Origin of the sequence: Rhizobium lentis (assembly GCF_017352135.1) — a bacterium.
Classification (GTDB): domain Bacteria; phylum Pseudomonadota; class Alphaproteobacteria; order Rhizobiales; family Rhizobiaceae; genus Rhizobium; species Rhizobium lentis.
Genome location: NZ_CP071457.1, coordinates 200063 through 217704, shown reverse-complemented (window position 1 = coordinate 217704; position 17642 = coordinate 200063). Strand labels below are relative to the sequence as shown.

Genomic DNA, 17642 nt, shown 5'->3' with positions numbered 1-17642 from the left:
AGGCGCGGCCGCGCTTCTAAGCGGCCTCGCTTTCGGTGCTTCTCCGCTCATCGTTGGCTGAGACCGTCGGCCAGCCTGATGAGGCCGAGGAAATCCGATCTGTAGCCGAAGGGATCCGCTCCCCGCGATGCCGTGGCGAGATCTGCGACCGCCTGATAGGAATAGGTGTCGAGGGCGGGGACGCGGCTCAGTTTTTGCCCGAAGGCGGCAACCGCCACCGAGAAGCGGACATCCTGCGGCGCGGCATCGACGCTGGCGACTGCATTGCCGTCGCCGACCGGCGTGGTGATGAGGGCGCTCTTATCCTCGCCCGGCCGCTTGTAGCGCATCTTGACGAAGGCGATCTCACCTTGGTGCGAATTGCCAGACGTCGTGGTCGGCGCCCTCCCTGCCGCGCCGTAACGCAGATCGTCGTTCATCACCGCTGGGCTTCCCTTGGGCGTTATCTCGTAGATTGCCGTGACGCTGTGGCCGGAGCCAATATCGCCGGCGTCGACACGGTCATTGTTGAAATCCTCGCGTTTAAGGGCGCGGGTCTCGTAGCCGATCAGCCGGTATTCGGCGATCCGTTCCGGGTTGAACTCGACCTGGAACTTGACGTCCTTGGCGATCGGAAACAGCGTCGAACCCGCTTCTTCGACCAGCGTCTTCTGCGCCTCCGCCAGGGTGTCGATATAGGCAGCACTGCCATTGCCGTTCTGCGCCAGCGTCTGCATCAGGGAATCATTGAGATTGCCCCGTCCGAAGCCGAGAACGGTCAGAAAGATGCCGTCCTTGCGTTTCTCTTCGATGATCCGCTTCAAGTCCTCGTCGCTGGACGGACCGACATTGAAGTCGCCATCCGTCGCCAGCATCACCCGGTTGACGCCGTCCTTGACGAAGGCCCGGTTGGCAAGGTCATAGGCCGCCTGGATACCCTCGGCACCGCCGGTCGAGCCGCCCGGCTCCAACCTGTCGATTGCCGAGAGGATCTTCGATCTCTCCGCCACCCGCGTCGGTTCCAGCACCGTGCCGGCATTGCCCGCATAGGTGACGATCGAGACGGTATCGTCGGGTTTCAGCCTGTTGACCAGCAGCCGGAAGGCGCTCTTCAGAAGCGGCAGCTTGTCCGGCTCGTCCATCGAACCCGAGACGTCGATCAGGAAGACCAGATTGGCACGCGGCGCGGTCGCCGGCGCGATGTCATAGCCCTTGATCGCCACATGCATCAGTTCCGTGTCGTGATTCCACGGGGTCGGCATGACAGTCACCGTCGCCTTGAACGGCTGCTCGGCATTGTCAGGACCCGGCCAGTCATAGGGGAAATAATTGATCATCTCCTCGACGCGAACCGATTGCGGGTCGGGCATCGCGCCGCCGGTCAGCGACCGGCGGACGAAAGAATAGGAGGCGCTGTCGACATCGGCGGAGAAGGTCGAGACCGGATCGGTCGCCACGCTCTTGACCGGATTTGCCGCGGCATTGGCAAAGCGCTCGCGATCAGGATCGAGCTGAATCTGCGCATGCCCATCTGCTGGCGGAACAGGCGAGGGGGCGACAGCCATCGGTTCGACCAACAGCTGCCCTTGAGCCACCATACCGGGAGCGGTCGGTGCAGCGCGTTTGGCCCCTCTGTCGGACCCGTCCGATTTGTTCAGGAGAGCGGATATCTCATCGGAGCTGAAATCCGATAAAAGCGACTCAGCCGACCGCGCCGGCGCACGCTGCTCGTTGTCCTGCAACACCTGCGCGCTATCGGCAGCAGGTTTCTCGACAGGCTCGCTTATTTCTGGCCTTGTCTGCGGAACTGGAGGCGCGACTGTAACCGGTCCACCCGCCTGGGGCACCGGTTCGGCGATTGGTTTCGGCGCGTCGTTTTTCGAACGGCTGGCCGCAATCTCCTCCTGACCGACGGTCGGCTTTCCGTTGCGGGCCAGCTCGAACGTCAGATAACTGGCGGCGGGGACGACAAGCAGCGTCGCAAGGGCTGAACCGGCGAGGAATTTCTTGTTCATGGCAGGGCTCCATATCCAGTTGATGATGGAGCTTGGACGCCAGCCTTTCGCATTTCCTTGGGGCGCTGTTGTATTATTTCCTGCGGCGTCGAAGGCCTGCATCGCCGCGGCAAGCGCGCGCGCACGTGCCTCCGGATCGGGTGCCGGCGGTGTCAGGCGGGAGAGCTTTTCGAGTTCCTTGTCCACGGTCATACCTCTTCCTTGCCGAGCATGGCCTTCAGCCTCTTGCGCGCCTCATGGACTTGCCAGGACACGGTCGTCTCCGCGCAGCCCATGACTTCGGCGGCGGCGGAATGGCTGAGGCCTTCGCCATAGACGAGCAGCACGGCGTCGCATTGCCTTTCCGGCAAGGCGCGCACGGCCGCCCACAATTCGCTGGACAGCTCGTCGTCCTGTCCGGCCGGCGCATCCGGCTGCGGTTCGGCGGCGTAATCGCGGAATGTCTGTTCCTCTCGCGCCAGCTTGCGCCGATGGTCACGGGCGGCGTTGAGCGTTAGCGTGTAGAGCCACGTCCTGAAGCGGCTGGCGCCACGAAAGTTGCGGATCGCCGCGCCGAGCTTGACGCAGACCTCCTGGGCAATGTCGTCCGCGTCGGTGGAACTGCCCGACCATCGCCATGCCGTCGCATGGACGAAATCATAGTGGCGCGAGATCAGTTGCCCGAAGGCCTCCCGATCGCCGCGCTGCGCCCGTTCAATGAGCTCCGCATCCAATGCGCACCTACCCCCAACTTTTAAGCAAGATGCTATTTCGGGATTGAGACGTTTCTCCGATGACATTCCTTGGGTTGGAAGCGAAAAAATATTTCGCTTTTCCAAGACCGCCAATTTCTCCGACGCAGCTCAAAAATAATGAAGTATCGCGACATCCACGAGTCGCGGCCAGACAGATTGCCTTCGTTCGGGAAGCGCATGATAGGCATAGCGTCGGCCAAGGGCATGGATCTGCATGTCCCAAATCGAAAGGACTTTCCATGTCCGCTCCATCGCCTGCCCCTACCGAAAAAGGCATCCTGCAGTTTCTCGAGATTTGCGATAGTTTCTATCCCGCCGACGCCGTCGGAGCCTCGGTCGAACAGCAACGGAACTGGTACGACGCGCTTTGTGCGCGGTTCGACCGCCCGATGCCTCCTGATATGATCTTTGCGGATGGCATGGTCCAGCGCATCCCGATCCGGCGCTACCGTCCGCGGAAAATCAACACGCGCACCGTTCTTCTTTATCTTCATGGCGGTGGCTTCGTTGTCGGGTCGCTCGAAAGCCATCATGCCATCTGCGCCGAGATCGCCGATTCTGCCGGTGCGGAATTGGTTTCGGTCGATTATCGGCTGGCCCCGGAATATCGCTGGCCGGCGCAGACGGATGACGGCTTCGCGGTGTTGAAGCATCTGCTTTCCGCCAACAACAAGGTCGTAGTGATCGGCGACAGCGCCGGCGGCAATCTTGCGGCGGGCCTTGCATTGCGCGCACGCGACGAAGGCCTGCCCGGCGTCGTCGGCCAGGTTCTGATCTACCCGGCGCTCGGCGGAGACCTGGCCGCAGGCTCCTATGTCGAAATGGCCGCGGCCCCTGGCCTGACGACGGCCGATGTCGCCTATTACCGCGAGATGCTGCAGGCACCGGCAGGCGCCGAGATCGCCGAGCCGCTGAATGCGTCGTCGCTAGCCGGACTGCCGCCCACCTACATCACCGTCGCGCACTTCGATCCTTTGAGAGACGACGGCCGCCAGTATGCGGCCCGGCTCGCAGCGGAGGGTGTCGAGGTCTCGTTTCGGGAGGAGCCGCAGATGGTGCATGCCTGGCTGCGCGCCCGTCACATGAGTGAAGGCGCGCGCGACGGCTTTCACGCCGTCTGCGAGGCGGTTCGGCATTTCGCGGCACCCTGACGATCACATCAGGTCGCGCGCGATCCGCTTTTCGGCAAAGATCTTTTCGAAGATCTGCACATCATCCTCGAATGCGGTGACGACGGCGCTGACGACCCAATCGGTTTCGGTGCACGCCATCCGCGCGGTCGCTACGGTGCGCACGAACCAGCCGGGTCTGTGCATGTCGCAGGTCCAGGTCGACGTGCCGGTCATCGACAGCGGATCATCCGGCGAAATCGACCAGACTTCTTCGCGCAATTGCCGTGTCGACAGGCCGGTCTCGGGATGTTCGTAAAGTCCTGTATCCTCGTGGATGCGGTAGTCCGTTCGGTTTTCTGAAAGATCACGGACGACCTGCCGCTTCGTCGCGGCGCCCACGTGCTCGATATATTGAGGCAGCGGATCGGGATTGGCCGGTTCCTTGATGTCGATCCTGCTGTGTTCACCGAGCAAGGGCAGCCCCAGGCCAAGCGAGGCGATATCGACCTCGAGCCCTTGGTCATCAGGCGGCGGCAGGATCACCGGCCAATAGGCGGTCGAAAGCGAAAGGCGGATGCGATGGCCCTTGCGGAAGCGATAACCGCAGCCATCGAGCACGAGCCGGATCGATACCTTCTCGCCCGGCGAGAGCGGCTTGGGGTCGGCATTGCCGTCGCGATGGGTGAGATTGACGACGCCGAAGGCGACGCGCATCGCCGTTCCGTCCGGGTGAACGTCAACCAGCCGGGCGCAGAGATTGCCGCCTGTCGCGCGGGCGCGCAGCGCGAGTGTCAATACCGGCCGGCCGAGGCAATCGCAGTCCCCGGCAAGCGGCATCGTCTCGAAGACCAGTGAGCCGGCATCGTCCCCACGCTGATCGCCCGCCATTTCGGCGTCGGGCTTCAGCGTGAAATATTCTCCCGATGCCGTGCCGGTGTCGAGGGGAGAATGGAGATAGACGGCATGCTCGGGCGCATGCGGGATCGGCATGCCTTCCGTCAGCTTGCCGAATTGCTCGACATAGAAGCATTGCATCCGCGGCGGCGACCAGGCGTCCTTGCCGATCCAGAAACCGGGATCGCTGTCGCGGCGGGGGGCGGGGCGGATGGCATCGAGGATATAGGCGCGGACCTGTGGCAGGTCGTTGCTTCCATTGTCCTCGCCGCGCAGCCATTTGTTCCACCAGGCGATCGCCTCGCCATGGAAATCCGCCCGCGGCTTCGGCCAGGCGAAATGCGGATATTTGTGGACCCACGGGCCGATCAGCGCTTTTGCTTTTTCCCCGAGACCTTCGACCGCCATCAGAGGCGTATTGCGATAACCATCCGCCCAGCCGGCGATGACGAGCGCCGGGATCTCCACGTTCGAAAAATCCTCGGAGATCGAGCCGTGGCGCCAGAAATCGTCGCGCCGCTGATGGGCGAGCCACGCCTCCATGAAAAAGGGTTCGCCTGCCAGGCGTTCCAGCCACATCTCCTTCCAGCGCTCGCCGGCCAGGGCCGGATCGGGCGGGCGCGACTGGTATCCAAGCATCGTCGCTGCCCAGGAGAGCTGGGCGGAGAGATGGCAGCCATTCTTGTAGTGAATATCGTCATTATACCGGTCGACGGTCGAGGCGATGGAGATGACGGCCTTCAGCGCCGGCGGGCGCAATGCTGCGACCTGGAGACTGTTGAAGCCGCCCCATGAAATGCCCATCATACCAACCGAGCCGTTCGACCACGGCTGTGCGGCGATCCAGGCGATCAGCTCGCAGGCATCGGCAAGCTCGCGCTCGGTATATTCGCCATCGATGACGCCGTCGGACTCGCCGGACCCGCGGATATCAACGCGCACGCCGGCAATGCCCGCGGCTGCGAAGACCGGATAGGTGGACTCATCCCTGGGACTCGTTCCATCCCGCTTGCGATAGGGCAGAAATTCGAAGACGGCGGGAACTGGATCCTGCTCCGTACCGTCAGGCATCCAGATGCGCGCGGCCAGCCGTGTCCCGTCCTTCAGCGTGATCCATTCGTTCTCGATGGTGGTGAAACCGCGCGAAACCATGCTCTTCCTCTCAGTGTCCGGCGCTTTCCATGCGTCGCGTGGCGAGCACGCGTTCCAGCCAGCCGATTTCCATCTCCGGCACCGATTTCAACAACAGGTCGGTATAATCGTCGAAGGGCGGCGACAGCGCCGTCGATTTCGGGCCGAAGCGCACCAGCTTGCCGCGATGCATCACCGCGACGCTATCGGCAATCGCCCGGACGATCGCGATGTCGTGGGTAATGAAGACGTAGGAAAGCTGCTCTTCCTCCTGCAGGCGCAGGAGGAGCTTGAGAATGCCCTCTGCCACCAGCGGATCGAGGGCCGAGGTCGGTTCGTCGCAGAGGATGAGTTCCGGCTTGGCGGCAAGGGCTCTTGCAATCGCCACGCGCTGCTTCTGGCCACCTGAGAGTTCGGCCGGGTAACGATCGATAAAGCCGTTGCCCATTTCGATCTGGTCGAGCAATTCCTTCACCCGGGCGGTCTTCTCGCGGCCTCTCAGGCCATAATAGAAGGTCAGCGGGCGGCCGATGATATCGCGGACAGTCTGGCGCGGATTCATCGCCGTATCTGCCATCTGATAGATCAGCTGGATGCGTCTGAGGTCGTCGTTCGGCCGGCTCTTGAGGCCGGGCATCAGCGGCCTGCCGTCGAAGACGATCCGGCCGCTGCTCGGTGGCAGCAGGCCGGTGATGACGCGCGCCAGCGTCGACTTGCCCGAGCCGGATTCGCCGACGACGGCGAGCGTCTGCCCCCGCGGCACATGCAGCGAGACATCGTGCAGCACCTTGAAGCCGTTGGAATATTCGGCGCTGACATTCTCGACCTTGAGAAGTGCCGTGGACTGATCGGCAGCTTCCTCGCGGTAGGCCTGCCTGACATTGACGAGGGCGCGCGTATAGTCTTCCCGCGGCGCCTCGATGATCTGCCGGACGCTGCCATATTCGACCTGTTTGCCGTGGCGCAGAACCATGATGTCGTCCGAGATCTGGGCGACGACGGCGAGGTCGTGGGTGATATAGAGGGCGGCGGTGTGCGTTTCCTCGATCGCATGCTTGATTGCCGCCAGCACGTCAATCTGCGTGGTGACGTCGAGCGCCGTCGTCGGCTCGTCGAAGACGATCAGTTCGGGGTTGGAGCAGAGCGCCATCGCCGTCATCGCCCGCTGCAACTGACCGCCGGAGACCTGATGGGCGAAGCGCTCGCCGAAGGTTTCCGGATTGGGCAGGCCGAGCACGCGGAACAGATAAAACGCTCGCTTGAGCGCCTGGTCCTTGCTCATCAGACCATGCTTGACCGACGCCTCGATCACCTGGTCGCCTAGCCTGTGCGCCGGATTGAAGGCGGCGGCCGCCGATTGCGCGACATAGCAGACCCGCGCGCCGCGGATTTTCCGGATGCCGCTCTTGCCGAGCGCCAGGATATCGGCGCCGTCGAGCCGCACCTCGCCGCCGGTGATTTCGGCTCCGCCCCGGCCATAGGCCAGTGCGGAGAGGCCGATCGTCGACTTGCCGGCGCCCGATTCCCCGATCAGGCCGAGGACCTTGCCTTTCTGGAGATCGAACGAAACTCCGTCGACGATCGTCACGCGCTTGGGCGGTTCGCCCGGCGGATAGCTGGTAGCTTCGATTTTCAGATTGCGGACGGAAAGAAGCTCAGGCATCGCCGCGCCCTCCCTTGAGGCTGGATGTGCGTTTCAGGAGCCAATCGACGACGAGATTGACGCAGACGGCGAGCACGGCGATCGCCGTGCCGGGCACCAGCGCGGCCGAGATGCCGAAGATGATGCCGTCCTTGTTGTCCTTGACCATGCCACCCCAATCGGCCGCCGGCGGCTGAATGCCGAGGCCGAGGAAGGACAGGGTGGAGAGGAACAGGATCGAGAAGGCGAAGCGCAGCCCGAATTCGGCAAGCAGCGGCGACAGCGTGTTCGGCAGAATTTCGCGGAAGATGATCCAGAGCTTGCCTTCTCCGCGCAGCTTCGCCGCCTCCACGAATTCCATCACCGCGACATCGAGCGCCACGGCACGGCCGAGACGATAGACGCGGGTGGAATCCAGGATCGCCATCACGAGGATGAGGACGATCATGTTTTGCGGCAGAACAGCGAGCACCACGAGCGCGAAGATCAGCGTCGGGATCGACATCATCAGATCGTTGAAGCGCGAAAACACCGTGTCGACAATGCCGCGCGACACCGCTGCGGTGAAGCTCAGGATGACGCCGAGCGAAAAGGAGATGATGGTGGCGGCGGAGGCAACCATCAGCGTCGTGCGCGCGCCGTAGATCAGGCGCGAGAGGATATCGCGGCCGAGATTGTCGAGGCCGAAGACGTAATTAGCGTCGGCAGGCGCCCAAACGTCGCCGACGACCTGGGTTTCGCCATAGGGGGCGATCCAGGGCGCAAAGAGAGCGAAGATGAAGGCGATGGCGATGCCGATCATGCCGATCCAGGCGGTGATGGGGATGTCTCTCAATCTCATCTCGGATGCCTCAGGCGGGGATTGGCGATGATCGCGAGGATATCGGCCGTCATGTTGAGGAAGATATAAACGGCCGCGAAGATCAGGCCGCACGCCTGCACGACAGGCATATCGCGAACCGTCACCGCATCGACCATATATTGCCCCATGCCGGGATAGACGAAGACGACCTCGACGACAACGACGCCGACAACGAGATAGGCGAGGTTCAATGCGACGACATTGATGATCGGCGCCAGCGCATTGGGAGCGGCATGCTTGACGATCGAACGGAAGGCGCTGAGGCCCTTCAGCTCCGCGGTCTCCATATAGGCCGACGACATGACGGAGAGGATCGCCGCCCGAGTCATGCGCATCATGTGGGCGAGCACGACGAGCACCAAGGTCGCCGTCGGCAGCGCGATCGCCTTCAATCGCTCGACGAAACCCATGCTGTCATAGACGGTCGCCGGGAAGGTCGCCATGCCGAACTTGACGGCGAAGAAGAGGATCAAGAGGTAGCCGATGAAGAATTCCGGCAGCGAGATCGCCGCCAGCGAGATCACGTTGATGATCTTATCCGGCATGCGGTTGCGAAAATGTACCGACAGCATGCCGAGCCCGATGGCGAGCGGAACCGATATCACCGCTGCAAAACCGGCCAGGAAGAGCGAATTGCCGAGACGCTTGCCGATCTGTTCGCTGACCGAATTCTTGCTGGCCCAGGAGGTGCCGAAGTCACCCTGGACGGCGTTGCCGAGCCACTCGACATACCGCGTCGTGACCGGGCGATCGAGCCCCAAGTCCTGGCGGATATTGGCAACCGCCTGCGGCGTCGCCGACTGGCCGAGATAGGTTGTGGCGAAATCGCCGGGTAGGGCTTCCAGGCCGCCGAAGATCAGGACAGAGACCGCGATAAGCAGGACGAGACTGAGCACGAAGCGCTCGAGGATGAGGGCCAGCAGCGGAAAACGCTGCCGGAACCCGAGCCCGGGCAAGATGCTGGGGGCAGGATTGGTCATGGCGAGGACCTCGCGCTAAAACGGCGGGAGGACCGCGGGTTGCATCCCACGGTCCAGGCTAAGTTGGAGATCGGAGGGGCAGGTGCCCCTTTGCCATCAGGCGTCCAACCAGACGCGCGTTGCGACATAGCCGTTCGACATGTCGTTGCCGATATCGTGGACATAACCCTTCACCTGCTTGGTGGAGGCGTTCACGAAGTCGTTGAACATCGGAAGGATCACGCCGCCCTCGTCGCGCACCATCATCGCCATGGTGCGGTACAGCTCCTTACGCTTGGCTTCGTCGAGTTCGGAGCGGGCCTGCAGCAAGAGCTTGTCGAAGTCAGGACGCTTGAACTTGGTGTCATTCCAGTCCGCCGTGGAGAGGTAGGCGGTGGAATACATCTGGTCCTGCGTCGGACGGCCGCCCCAGTAGGAGGTCGAGAAGGGCTGAACGTTCCAGACATTGGTCCAGTAGCCGTCGCCCGGCTCGCGCTTGACCTCGATCTCGATGCCGGCCTTCTTGCAGCTTTCCTGATAGAGGACGGCCGCATCGACGGCGCCGGGAAAGGCGACTTCCGAGGTGCGCAGAAGGACCGAGCCGCTATGGCCTGACTTCTTGTAGTGGAAGGCAGCCTTGTCGGGATCGTAGGTGCGCTGCTCGATGCCTTCGGGGAAGAGCGCATAGGTGGCGTTGATCGGGAAGTCGTTACCGACCTTGCCGTAGCCGCCGAGGATCTTCTGCACCATGGTCTCGCGGTCCATGGCGTATTTGAGCGCCAGGCGCAGATCGTTGTTGTCGAACGGCGCCTTGTCGCAATGCATGATGAAGACATAGTGGCCGCGGCCGGCGGTCGACAGGATTTCGACATTCGGCGCGCGTTTCAAGAGGTTGACCGTCTTCGGATCGACGCGGTTGATATAGTGCACCTGGCCGGACGAAAGCGCGGCGATGCGGGCGGTTGCATCGTTCATGCCGATGATCTCGATCGAATCGACATAACCCCGGTCGGTGCGCCAGTCGTCCTTGTTCTTTTCGAAGGTGGCGCGAACGCCCGCCTCGAAGCTCACGAGCTTGTAAGGACCAGTGCCGATCGAGGCCAGCGGATCGTCAACGCCGCCATTCGGCTGGATGACCAGATGGTAGTCCGACAGTAGCAGCGGCATGTCGGCATTGCCTTCGCTCAGCGTCAGGACGAGGTTGCCGCCGTCAGCCTTGATCTCCTTGATCGACCCGAGCACGCCGAGCGCGCCGGATTCCGACTTTGCGTCGGTGTGGCGTTTCAGCGTCGCGACGACGTCGTCGATCGTCAGTTCCTTGCCATCGTGGAACTTGACACCCTTGCGGATCTTGAAGGTCCAGGTGACGGCGTCCTTCGACGGCTCCCAGGATTCGGCGAGCGCCGGCACGGCCGCCCCCGTCAGCGGGTCGGATTCGACCAGCATGTCGCCCCAGCAGCGGCCGACGCAGAACATGAACTGCGACAGGAATTTCGCCGGGTCCTTGGAATCGGTTGCAGCACCGCCTTCGAGGCCGAGCTTCAGATGACCGCCGCGCTTCGGTTCAGCGGCTTCAGCACTTTCGGTGAAGAGCTTGTCGGCGACGGCAAGTGTGATGCCCGCCGCCATGGCGCGTCCCATGAATTCACGGCGGCTGAGCCCGCCGGCAGTGACGCGGCTTGCAAGATATTTCGTGTAGTCGTTCATTCCCCAGTTCCTTCTTTGTGGTGCGTTGACAGAACTTCCGGGCAGGATCGAAGGCGGTTTCCTCTCCACCTCCGGTGCCCGCATCATGCGGGAAAACATTGCGGTTGCTGCCGCCTGTTATTGTCCTTTCCAAATGGGGCTTCGCTTCTCCGCGAAAGCCCGCGCGCCTTCCAATTGGTCTTCGCTCGAATAGAGCCTGTCGACGGTCGCGAACTGCCGTTTGGTGATCTTGTTCATAGCAGTCTGGAACGTCGACCCCTCCGCTTCGCGCACGATTTCCTTGATCGCCGCATAGACGAGCGGCGGCCCGCTTTCGAGCAGGCGGGCAAGCTCCCAGGCTCTCGCCATCACTCGCTCGGCCGGCAGGACCTCATTGACGAAACCCCAGCGATGAGCTTCATGGACATCGAGCCAGCGACCGGTCAAAAGCATGTCCATGGCAATATGGTAGGGGATGCGCTTCGGTAGCTTGATCGAGGCTGCATCGGCCACCGTGCCCGAGCGGATTTCCGGCAGGGCGAAGGTCGCATGTTCGGCGGCGAGGATCAGGTCTGTTGAGAGTGCAATCTCCAGTCCGCCGCCGCAACAGATGCCGTTGACGGCACAGATGACAGGCTTGTTGAGGTCACGCAATTCCTGCAGCCCGCCGAAGCCGCCCACACCGTAATCGCCGTCGACCGCATCCCCTGATACCGCCGCCTTCAGATCCCATCCGGCGCAGAAAAACTTCTCGCCCGCACCCGTGACGATGGCGACGCGCACGTCAGGGTCGTCGCGGAAATCCCGGAAGATCAATCCCATGGCGCGGCTGGTCGCAAGGTCGATGGCGTTCGCCTTCGGCCGGTCGATGACGACTTCCAATATACCGCCGTCACGTCGTGTACGAATGTGGTCGCTCAAACCTGTGCTACCTCCTTCGCCGTATCAGAGCATCGACTGCAACAACACCGCGCCCTTCGGGAAGAACCATCAAGGGATTAAGGTCCAGTTCCTCCAGGCGCACCGCATTCTGTACGACATATTCTGCCGTAGCTGCGACAGCGTCGATGGTAGCTCCAAGATCGCCGCGCGGCCGGCCACGATAGCCATGAATGAGCTTTGCGATTTTCAGGCGGGAAATCGCCGCGCGAATATCGGCTTTCGTCGCCGGAAGCGGCAGTATGACGGAATCTTCGAGCAATTCCACGAAGATTCCGCCCGCTCCCAACGTCAGCGACAATCCGAAGACGGGATCGCGACTGGCGCCTACGATGAGCTCCGCGACCGGCGGATCGATCATCTTCTCGATGAGATAACCGCCATTCGCGACCATAGCCGCCGCCGCAGTCGACACCGCCTCCGGGTCCCTGAGGTCGAGCACGACAGCCCCGGCCTCGGTCTTATGGGCGATGCCGAGCCCCTTCAGCACGACAGGAAAACCGAGCCGCTCGGCCTGCTCGGCGGCTTCATGAGGAGAAAAAGCCTGCAGCCCCCGGGGAACAGGGAGGCCGCAGGCGGCAAGCTCGAGCTTCGCGTCGGCTTCCGACAGCGTATCGAGCTCGCCATCAACGGGGACGACGTTGAGCAGCGGCAGGGGTGCCGGATCATTCCAGGCCTCGCCGATCCCAGCGGCGACTTCCGCCGCGGTGATGGCTTCGTCGATACCCGAGAAGGCGACAATGCCATTAGCCATCAGCCGCTCGGCAACAGGCTCCGGCATGTTCTCGGGAAGGGTCGCGAGCACGCCGGCCAATGCACCGGTTGCGGACGCTGCTGCGATGACCGCGTCTGTCGTCGTCGTCCACTCGGATGCATCACACCGGTCGCTGCGGGGAAAATCGAGAACCACAAGATTGAGCGCGCAGCCGCCCTCGAACATGGCGCTGAAGGCTTCCGTCTGACGGACGAGATCACCCCAGACGAAGGTGTGGTAATCGAGCGGATTGGCAAGCGCCACCATCTCGCCGAGGGCTCGGCGCAGGCGCGGCAATTGCTGTGGCCCCAGAGAGGCGAATTCGACCCTGCGGCCGACGGCGGCATCCGCCATCAGCGAAGCCTCGCCGCCGGAGCAGCTCATGGACGAGATCGAATGGCCTGGCAGGGGGCCGGCAATATGCAGCAGCTTCAGGGTTTCGAGCAGCGCCGGCAGGCTCTGGACACGGCCGAGACCAAGGCGGGCGAGCACGGCATCCGCCACCGCATCGCTGCCGGCAAGCGAGGCGGTGTGCGACACGGCTGCGTGTTTTGCCTGCTCGGACCTGCCGACCTTCAGCACGACGACGGGCTTCTTCGACCGGCGGGCGAGGGCGGCGAGGCGTTCGAGGCCGGCAAGGTCGCCGAACCCTTCGACATGAAGGCCAACGGCCGTGACGCGCTGATCCTCGATCAGCGCACAGGCGACATCGGCAAGCGATGTCTGCGCCTGGTTGCCTGATGTGACCACATAGGCGATCGGCAGCCCGCGCGTCTGCATGGTCAGGTTGAGGGCGATATTGGAGGACTGCGTGAGGATCGCGACGCCGCGTTCGACGCGCTGCATGCCGTGCTGGTCTGGCCATAACAGCGCGCCGTCGAGGCCGTTGATCAGGCCGTAGCAGTTCGGCCCGAGGATCGGCATGTCGCCGGCCGCTTCCACGAGGGCCTGCTGCAGTTCGGCGCCATCGGCAAGTTCCGCCGCCGCCTCGCTGAAGCCCGATGCATAACAGACCGCCCCGCCGGCACCGGCTCGCGAAAGGCTGCGGACGATTTCAATGGTGAGCGTCCGGTTGACGCCAATGAAAGCGGCATCCGGCGCTGCGGGCAGATCGGCGAGGGAGCGATAGCAGCGTCGCCCCAGTACCTCGTCGAGCTTCGGGTGGACAGGCCAGATCTCGCCTGAAAAGCCCATGCGGTCGCATTGCTCGACCACTCTACGCGCCTCGCGGCCGCCGAAGACGGCGATCGTTTGCGGTCTGAGCAGGCGGTCGAGCGGGCTGGAGGTCATCGGCTCACGCTCCCAAGGGCCGAAGCAGATCGCGGCTGATGATGTGCCGCTGGATTTCGGAGGTGCCGTCCCAGATGCGCTCGACACGCGCATCACGCCAGAAGCGGGCGAGCGGCAGGTCGTCCATCAGGCCCATGCCGCCGAAAATCTGGATCGCCTCATCCGTCACGCGGGCGAGCATTTCCGAGGCATAGAGCTTGGCAGAGGCGATCTGCCGGTCTGCGGGGCGGCCGGCATCGACCTGCCAGGCAGCGGCAAGCGTCAGCCAGTCGGCCGCATCGATCTCGGTGATCATATCTGCGAGCTTGAACGACACGCCCTGATTGGCGCCGATCGGCTTGCCGAACTGCTTGCGCTCGGCGGCATAGGGGAGCGCCAGGTCGAAGACGCGCCGTGCCCTGCCGACGCAGGTGGCGGCAACCGTCAGCCGGGTGCCGTAGAGCCACTGATTGGCGATATCGAAGCCGCGATGCACTTCGCCCAGCACCTGTCTCGCCGGAATGCGGCAGTCCTCAAAGCTGAGCGTTGAGTTGTGGTAGCCGCGATGCGAAACGGAATCGTAGCCTTTGAGGATTTGGAAGCCGGGCGTGCCGCGATCGACGAGGAAGGCGGTGATCTTCTTCTTGATGCCCTTCGGCGTTTCCTCCTCACCTGTGGCGGCAAAGATGATGACGAAATCGGCGACGTCGGCATGCGAGATGAAATGTTTCGTGCCGTTGAGGACGAAGTCACCGCCGTCGCGGCGGGCGGCACATTTCATGCCGCGCATATCGGAACCGGCATCCGGTTCGGTGATGGCGAGCGCATCGATCTTCTCGCCGCGTACCGCCGGCAGCAGATAACGTTCCCGCTGCTCGCCCTCGCAGGCCATCAGGATGCCGGAGGGTCGGCCGAAGAAAACCGTCAGCCCCAGCGAACCGCGTCCGAGCTCCCGCTCGACCAGCGTGAAGGTGACATGATCGAGGCCGGCGCCGCCGACCTCTTCCGGAAAGTTGCAGGCATAAAAACCGAGATCGATGCATTTGCGCTGGATCTCGCGCCCGAGCTCCGGCGGGACGATGCCGGTGCGCTCGACCTCGTTCTCATGCGGGTAGATTTCGGTTTCGACAAAGGCACGCACCGTCTCGACGATCATTTCCTGTTCTTCGCTGAGACCGAAATCCATGCCGCTCCTCCTATCGCCTCTGGCCGACGTGACGCCCGGCGCCTTCAGGCAGCGCCAATTCCGAATGAGCCGCGACAATCGCCTTGACCTTGTCGAGCACGGCGGCCGGCGCAGGTGTCGCCTTGCCCATCTTGCTGTCGACATGCAGCAGCAGGTGCTCGGCGGTGGCGAGGGCATCACCGGTTGCCGTATCGTACAGCGTGTGGAAGACATGCAGCCGTTTGTCGTCGGTGGACAAGACCTGGCAGGTCGAATGGATCGCCTGGCCGAGCTTTGCCTCGCCGAGATGGCGGATGTGGCTTTCGACCGTATAATAACTGTGGCCCGCCTCGACATAGGCGAGGTCGACGCCGACAAGACGCAGCAGCGCATCGGACGTATCGCCGAAGACCTGGAGATAGCGGTGTTCGGTCATATGGCCGTTATAGTCGACCCAGGCAGGGCTCACCTTGGTTTCGATGAGCCTTAGCGGCTTCGACGGATCGAAGGACGCGGCCGCACTGCCGCCCTTCGCCCAGAGCGATTGCTCGAAATCCTTCAAGAGCTTGCCGGCGCCCCAACCTTTGCCGCTATCGCCGCCCTTGAGAGATTGGAGAATGCCGACGAGATTTTCGTCGCGGATGCGTTCGAGCTCGCGGATCGAAAGACCCGCCGCCTGTTCGTCGGATTGCCGGCCGATCTTTTCGATCAGCGCCTCGTCGAGATCGACGACATCGGTGAGCTTGGTCCAGGGCCAGGCGAGGCATGGACCGAACTGGGCGAGGAAGTGGCGCATGCCGGCCTCGCCGCCGGCGATGCGGTAGGTCTGGAACAGGCCCATCTGCGCCCAGCGCAGGCCGAAGGAATAGCGGATGACGTCATCGAGCGTCTCGACGGTGCAGATATCATCATGGATCAGCCACAGCGCCTCGCGCCACAGCGCCTCAAGCAGCCGGTCACCGACAAAGGCTTCGATCTCCCTGGCAATGTGGACACCCTTCATGCCGATCGGCGACAGCCTGTCCATCGCCGCCTGGATGGTCGCCGCCGATGTCTTTTCGCCGCCGACGATTTCGACCAGCGGCAGCAGATAGACGGGATTATAGGGGTGGGCGACGAAGAGGCGCTCAGGATGTTTCATGTCCTGCTGCAGATCGGTCGGCAGCAGGCCCGAGGTGGAAGAACCGATCAAAGCGTCCGGACGCGCCGCGGCATCAATTTGCGTCAACACGGCGCGCTTGAGGTCGAGCCGTTCCGGCACGCTCTCCTGGATCCAATCGGCATCGGTGACCGCTTCCTCCAGCGTCGCGCAGAAACGTAGCCTGCCGCGCGGCGGCAGCGGCGCGCCGGTCAGCATGGCATAGGCTTTTTCGGCATTGGCGATCACTTCGCCGACGATGCGGCCCGCCTCCGGATGCGGGTCGAACACGTCAACGTCGATGCCGGCGAGCAGGAAACGGGCGATCCATCCGCCGCCGATAACGCCGCCGCCGATGCAAGCCGCCTTGCTGATCCCTGTCATGTCGCCCTCAGCGCTTCGTCAGTTTGAGTTTCTTGCGGACGTCTTCCGGACCGATGATTCGCGCGCCCATGCCTTCCACCACCTGCACCGCCTTTTTGACGAGCTGCGCATTGGTGGCGAACTGGCCCTTGCCGACGAACAGGTTGTCCTCCAGGCCGACCCGCACATTTCCGCCCGCCAGAACCGCCGCGGCCGGATAGGCCATGGCGTTGCGGCCGATCGAAAAGGCCGAAAAGGTCCAGCTCGCAGGCACGTTGTTGACCATCGCCATGAAAGTGTTGAGATCGTCGGGCGCGCCCCATGGAATGCCCATGCAGAGCTGAATCAGCACCGGGTCCTCGATCAGGCCTTCTTCGGCGAGTTGCTTGGCGAACCAGAGATGGCCGGTGTCGAAGGCCTCGATTTCCGGCCGCACTCCGAGAGCCGTCATCTTGCTTGCCATCGCTCGCAGCATGGCCGGCGTGTTGGTCATGACATAGTCGCCGAGGTTGAAGTTCATCGTGCCGCAGTCGAGCGTGCAGATCTCCGGCAGGCACTCGGCGATATGGCTGACGCGCTCGCTGGCGCCCACCATGTCGGTCCCTTTCGCATTGAGGGGAAGGGGGCTTTCGACATCGCCGAAGATCAGGTCGCCGCCCATGCCGGCGGTGAGATTGAGGACGACATCGATATCGGCCGAGCGGATGCGGTCGGTGACTTCCCTGTAGAGATCGTTGCGGCGGCTGGCGGCCCCCGTTTCCGGATCACGGACATGGCAGTGAACAACAGCCGCCCCAGCCTTGGCGGCATCGATCGCGGACTCCGCGATCTGCTTGGGCGTAATGGGAACGTGACTGGATCTGGAAACCGTGTCGCCGGCGCCGGTCACGGCGCAGGTAATGAAGACATCGCGGTTCATTGCTAGAGGCATGTTTTTGTTCTCCCCGTCTTATCGCCATTACGCGACAGCGCGGGCAGGAATGCTTTGCATTTCCGGAAG

At 63.0% G+C, this 17642-nt stretch carries 13 protein-coding genes; 1 reads left to right on the top strand and 12 read right to left on the bottom strand.

What is annotated here, in order from left to right; genetic code table 11:
* Positions 1-47 precede the first annotated feature (47 nt).
* Positions 48-2186, bottom strand: coding sequence for a VWA domain-containing protein (locus tag J0663_RS29230; RefSeq protein ID WP_207245984.1), 2139 nt, complete (start codon positions 2184-2186; stop codon positions 48-50).
* Positions 2183-2707: an RNA polymerase sigma factor gene (locus J0663_RS29225; protein ID WP_207245983.1), complete on the bottom strand. Its 525-nt coding sequence runs from the start codon at positions 2705-2707 to the stop codon at positions 2183-2185. Before J0663_RS29225 ends, J0663_RS29230 begins: the two co-directional genes overlap by 4 nt.
* A 260-nt stretch (positions 2708-2967) precedes the next feature.
* On the opposite strand from J0663_RS29225, the gene J0663_RS29220 reads away from it, so the two are divergent.
* Positions 2968-3879: an alpha/beta hydrolase gene (locus tag J0663_RS29220; RefSeq protein ID WP_207245982.1), complete on the top strand. Its 912-nt coding sequence runs from the start codon at positions 2968-2970 to the stop codon at positions 3877-3879.
* A gap of 3 nt (positions 3880-3882) precedes the next feature.
* Here the strand turns inward: J0663_RS29220 and J0663_RS29215 are convergent, their stop codons facing one another.
* The 10 genes from J0663_RS29215 to bcoG form a co-directional block, all read right to left on the bottom strand.
* Positions 3883-5886, bottom strand: a complete 2004-nt coding sequence (locus J0663_RS29215; RefSeq protein ID WP_207245981.1) for a CocE/NonD family hydrolase — start codon at positions 5884-5886, stop codon at positions 3883-3885.
* Positions 5887-5896: 10 nt separating this feature from the next.
* Entirely contained in the window at positions 5897-7528 is a 1632-nt protein-coding gene (locus J0663_RS29210; protein ID WP_207245980.1) for an ABC transporter ATP-binding protein, read from the bottom strand.
* Positions 7521-8348: an ABC transporter permease gene (locus tag J0663_RS29205; RefSeq protein WP_207245979.1), complete on the bottom strand. Its 828-nt coding sequence runs from the start codon at positions 8346-8348 to the stop codon at positions 7521-7523. The genes J0663_RS29210 and J0663_RS29205 overlap by 8 nt, the downstream gene beginning before the upstream one ends.
* Positions 8345-9349 (bottom strand): ABC transporter permease, encoded by a 1005-nt coding sequence (locus tag J0663_RS29200; protein ID WP_207245978.1) that lies wholly within the window; start codon positions 9347-9349, stop codon positions 8345-8347. Before J0663_RS29200 ends, J0663_RS29205 begins: the two co-directional genes overlap by 4 nt.
* Before the next feature lie 96 nt (positions 9350-9445).
* Positions 9446-11035 carry an ABC transporter substrate-binding protein gene (locus J0663_RS29195; RefSeq protein WP_207245977.1) on the bottom strand — a complete coding sequence of 530 codons (1590 nt, stop codon included), beginning with the start codon at positions 11033-11035 and terminating at the stop codon, positions 9446-9448.
* A gap of 117 nt (positions 11036-11152) precedes the next feature.
* Positions 11153-11935 (bottom strand): carnitinyl-CoA dehydratase, encoded by a 783-nt coding sequence (locus J0663_RS29190; RefSeq protein ID WP_207245976.1) that lies wholly within the window; start codon positions 11933-11935, stop codon positions 11153-11155.
* Between the two features lie 7 nt (positions 11936-11942).
* Positions 11943-13997: an acetate--CoA ligase family protein gene (locus J0663_RS29185; RefSeq protein WP_207245975.1), complete on the bottom strand. Its 2055-nt coding sequence runs from the start codon at positions 13995-13997 to the stop codon at positions 11943-11945.
* A 4-nt stretch (positions 13998-14001) separates the two neighbouring features.
* Positions 14002-15162 carry an acyl-CoA dehydrogenase family protein gene (locus J0663_RS29180; protein WP_207245974.1) on the bottom strand — a complete coding sequence of 387 codons (1161 nt, stop codon included), beginning with the start codon at positions 15160-15162 and terminating at the stop codon, positions 14002-14004.
* Between the two features lie 10 nt (positions 15163-15172).
* Positions 15173-16663 carry a carnitine 3-dehydrogenase gene (locus tag J0663_RS29175; RefSeq protein WP_207245973.1) on the bottom strand — a complete coding sequence of 497 codons (1491 nt, stop codon included), beginning with the start codon at positions 16661-16663 and terminating at the stop codon, positions 15173-15175.
* Positions 16664-16670: 7 nt separating this feature from the next.
* Positions 16671-17573, bottom strand: coding sequence for a 3-dehydrocarnitine:acetyl-CoA trimethylamine transferase BcoG (gene bcoG / locus J0663_RS29170; protein WP_207245972.1), 903 nt, complete (start codon positions 17571-17573; stop codon positions 16671-16673).
* Positions 17574-17642: the final 69 nt, after the last annotated feature.

Coding starts and splice junctions, on each gene's coding strand:
- J0663_RS29205 (WP_207245979.1), bottom strand. CDS start 8,348: ATGAGATTGAGAGACATCCCCATCACCGCCTGGATCGGCATGATCGGC.
- bcoG (WP_207245972.1), bottom strand. CDS start 17,573: ATGCCTCTAGCAATGAACCGCGATGTCTTCATTACCTGCGCCGTGACC.
- J0663_RS29175 (WP_207245973.1), bottom strand. CDS start 16,663: ATGACAGGGATCAGCAAGGCGGCTTGCATCGGCGGCGGCGTTATCGGC.
- J0663_RS29230 (WP_207245984.1), bottom strand. CDS start 2,186: ATGACCGTGGACAAGGAACTCGAAAAGCTCTCCCGCCTGACACCGCCG.
- J0663_RS29200 (WP_207245978.1), bottom strand. CDS start 9,349: ATGACCAATCCTGCCCCCAGCATCTTGCCCGGGCTCGGGTTCCGGCAG.
- J0663_RS29180 (WP_207245974.1), bottom strand. CDS start 15,162: ATGGATTTCGGTCTCAGCGAAGAACAGGAAATGATCGTCGAGACGGTG.
- J0663_RS29195 (WP_207245977.1), bottom strand. CDS start 11,035: ATGAACGACTACACGAAATATCTTGCAAGCCGCGTCACTGCCGGCGGG.
- J0663_RS29220 (WP_207245982.1), top strand. CDS start 2,968: ATGTCCGCTCCATCGCCTGCCCCTACCGAAAAAGGCATCCTGCAGTTT.
- J0663_RS29210 (WP_207245980.1), bottom strand. CDS start 7,528: ATGCCTGAGCTTCTTTCCGTCCGCAATCTGAAAATCGAAGCTACCAGC.
- J0663_RS29215 (WP_207245981.1), bottom strand. CDS start 5,886: ATGGTTTCGCGCGGTTTCACCACCATCGAGAACGAATGGATCACGCTG.
- J0663_RS29185 (WP_207245975.1), bottom strand. CDS start 13,997: ATGACCTCCAGCCCGCTCGACCGCCTGCTCAGACCGCAAACGATCGCC.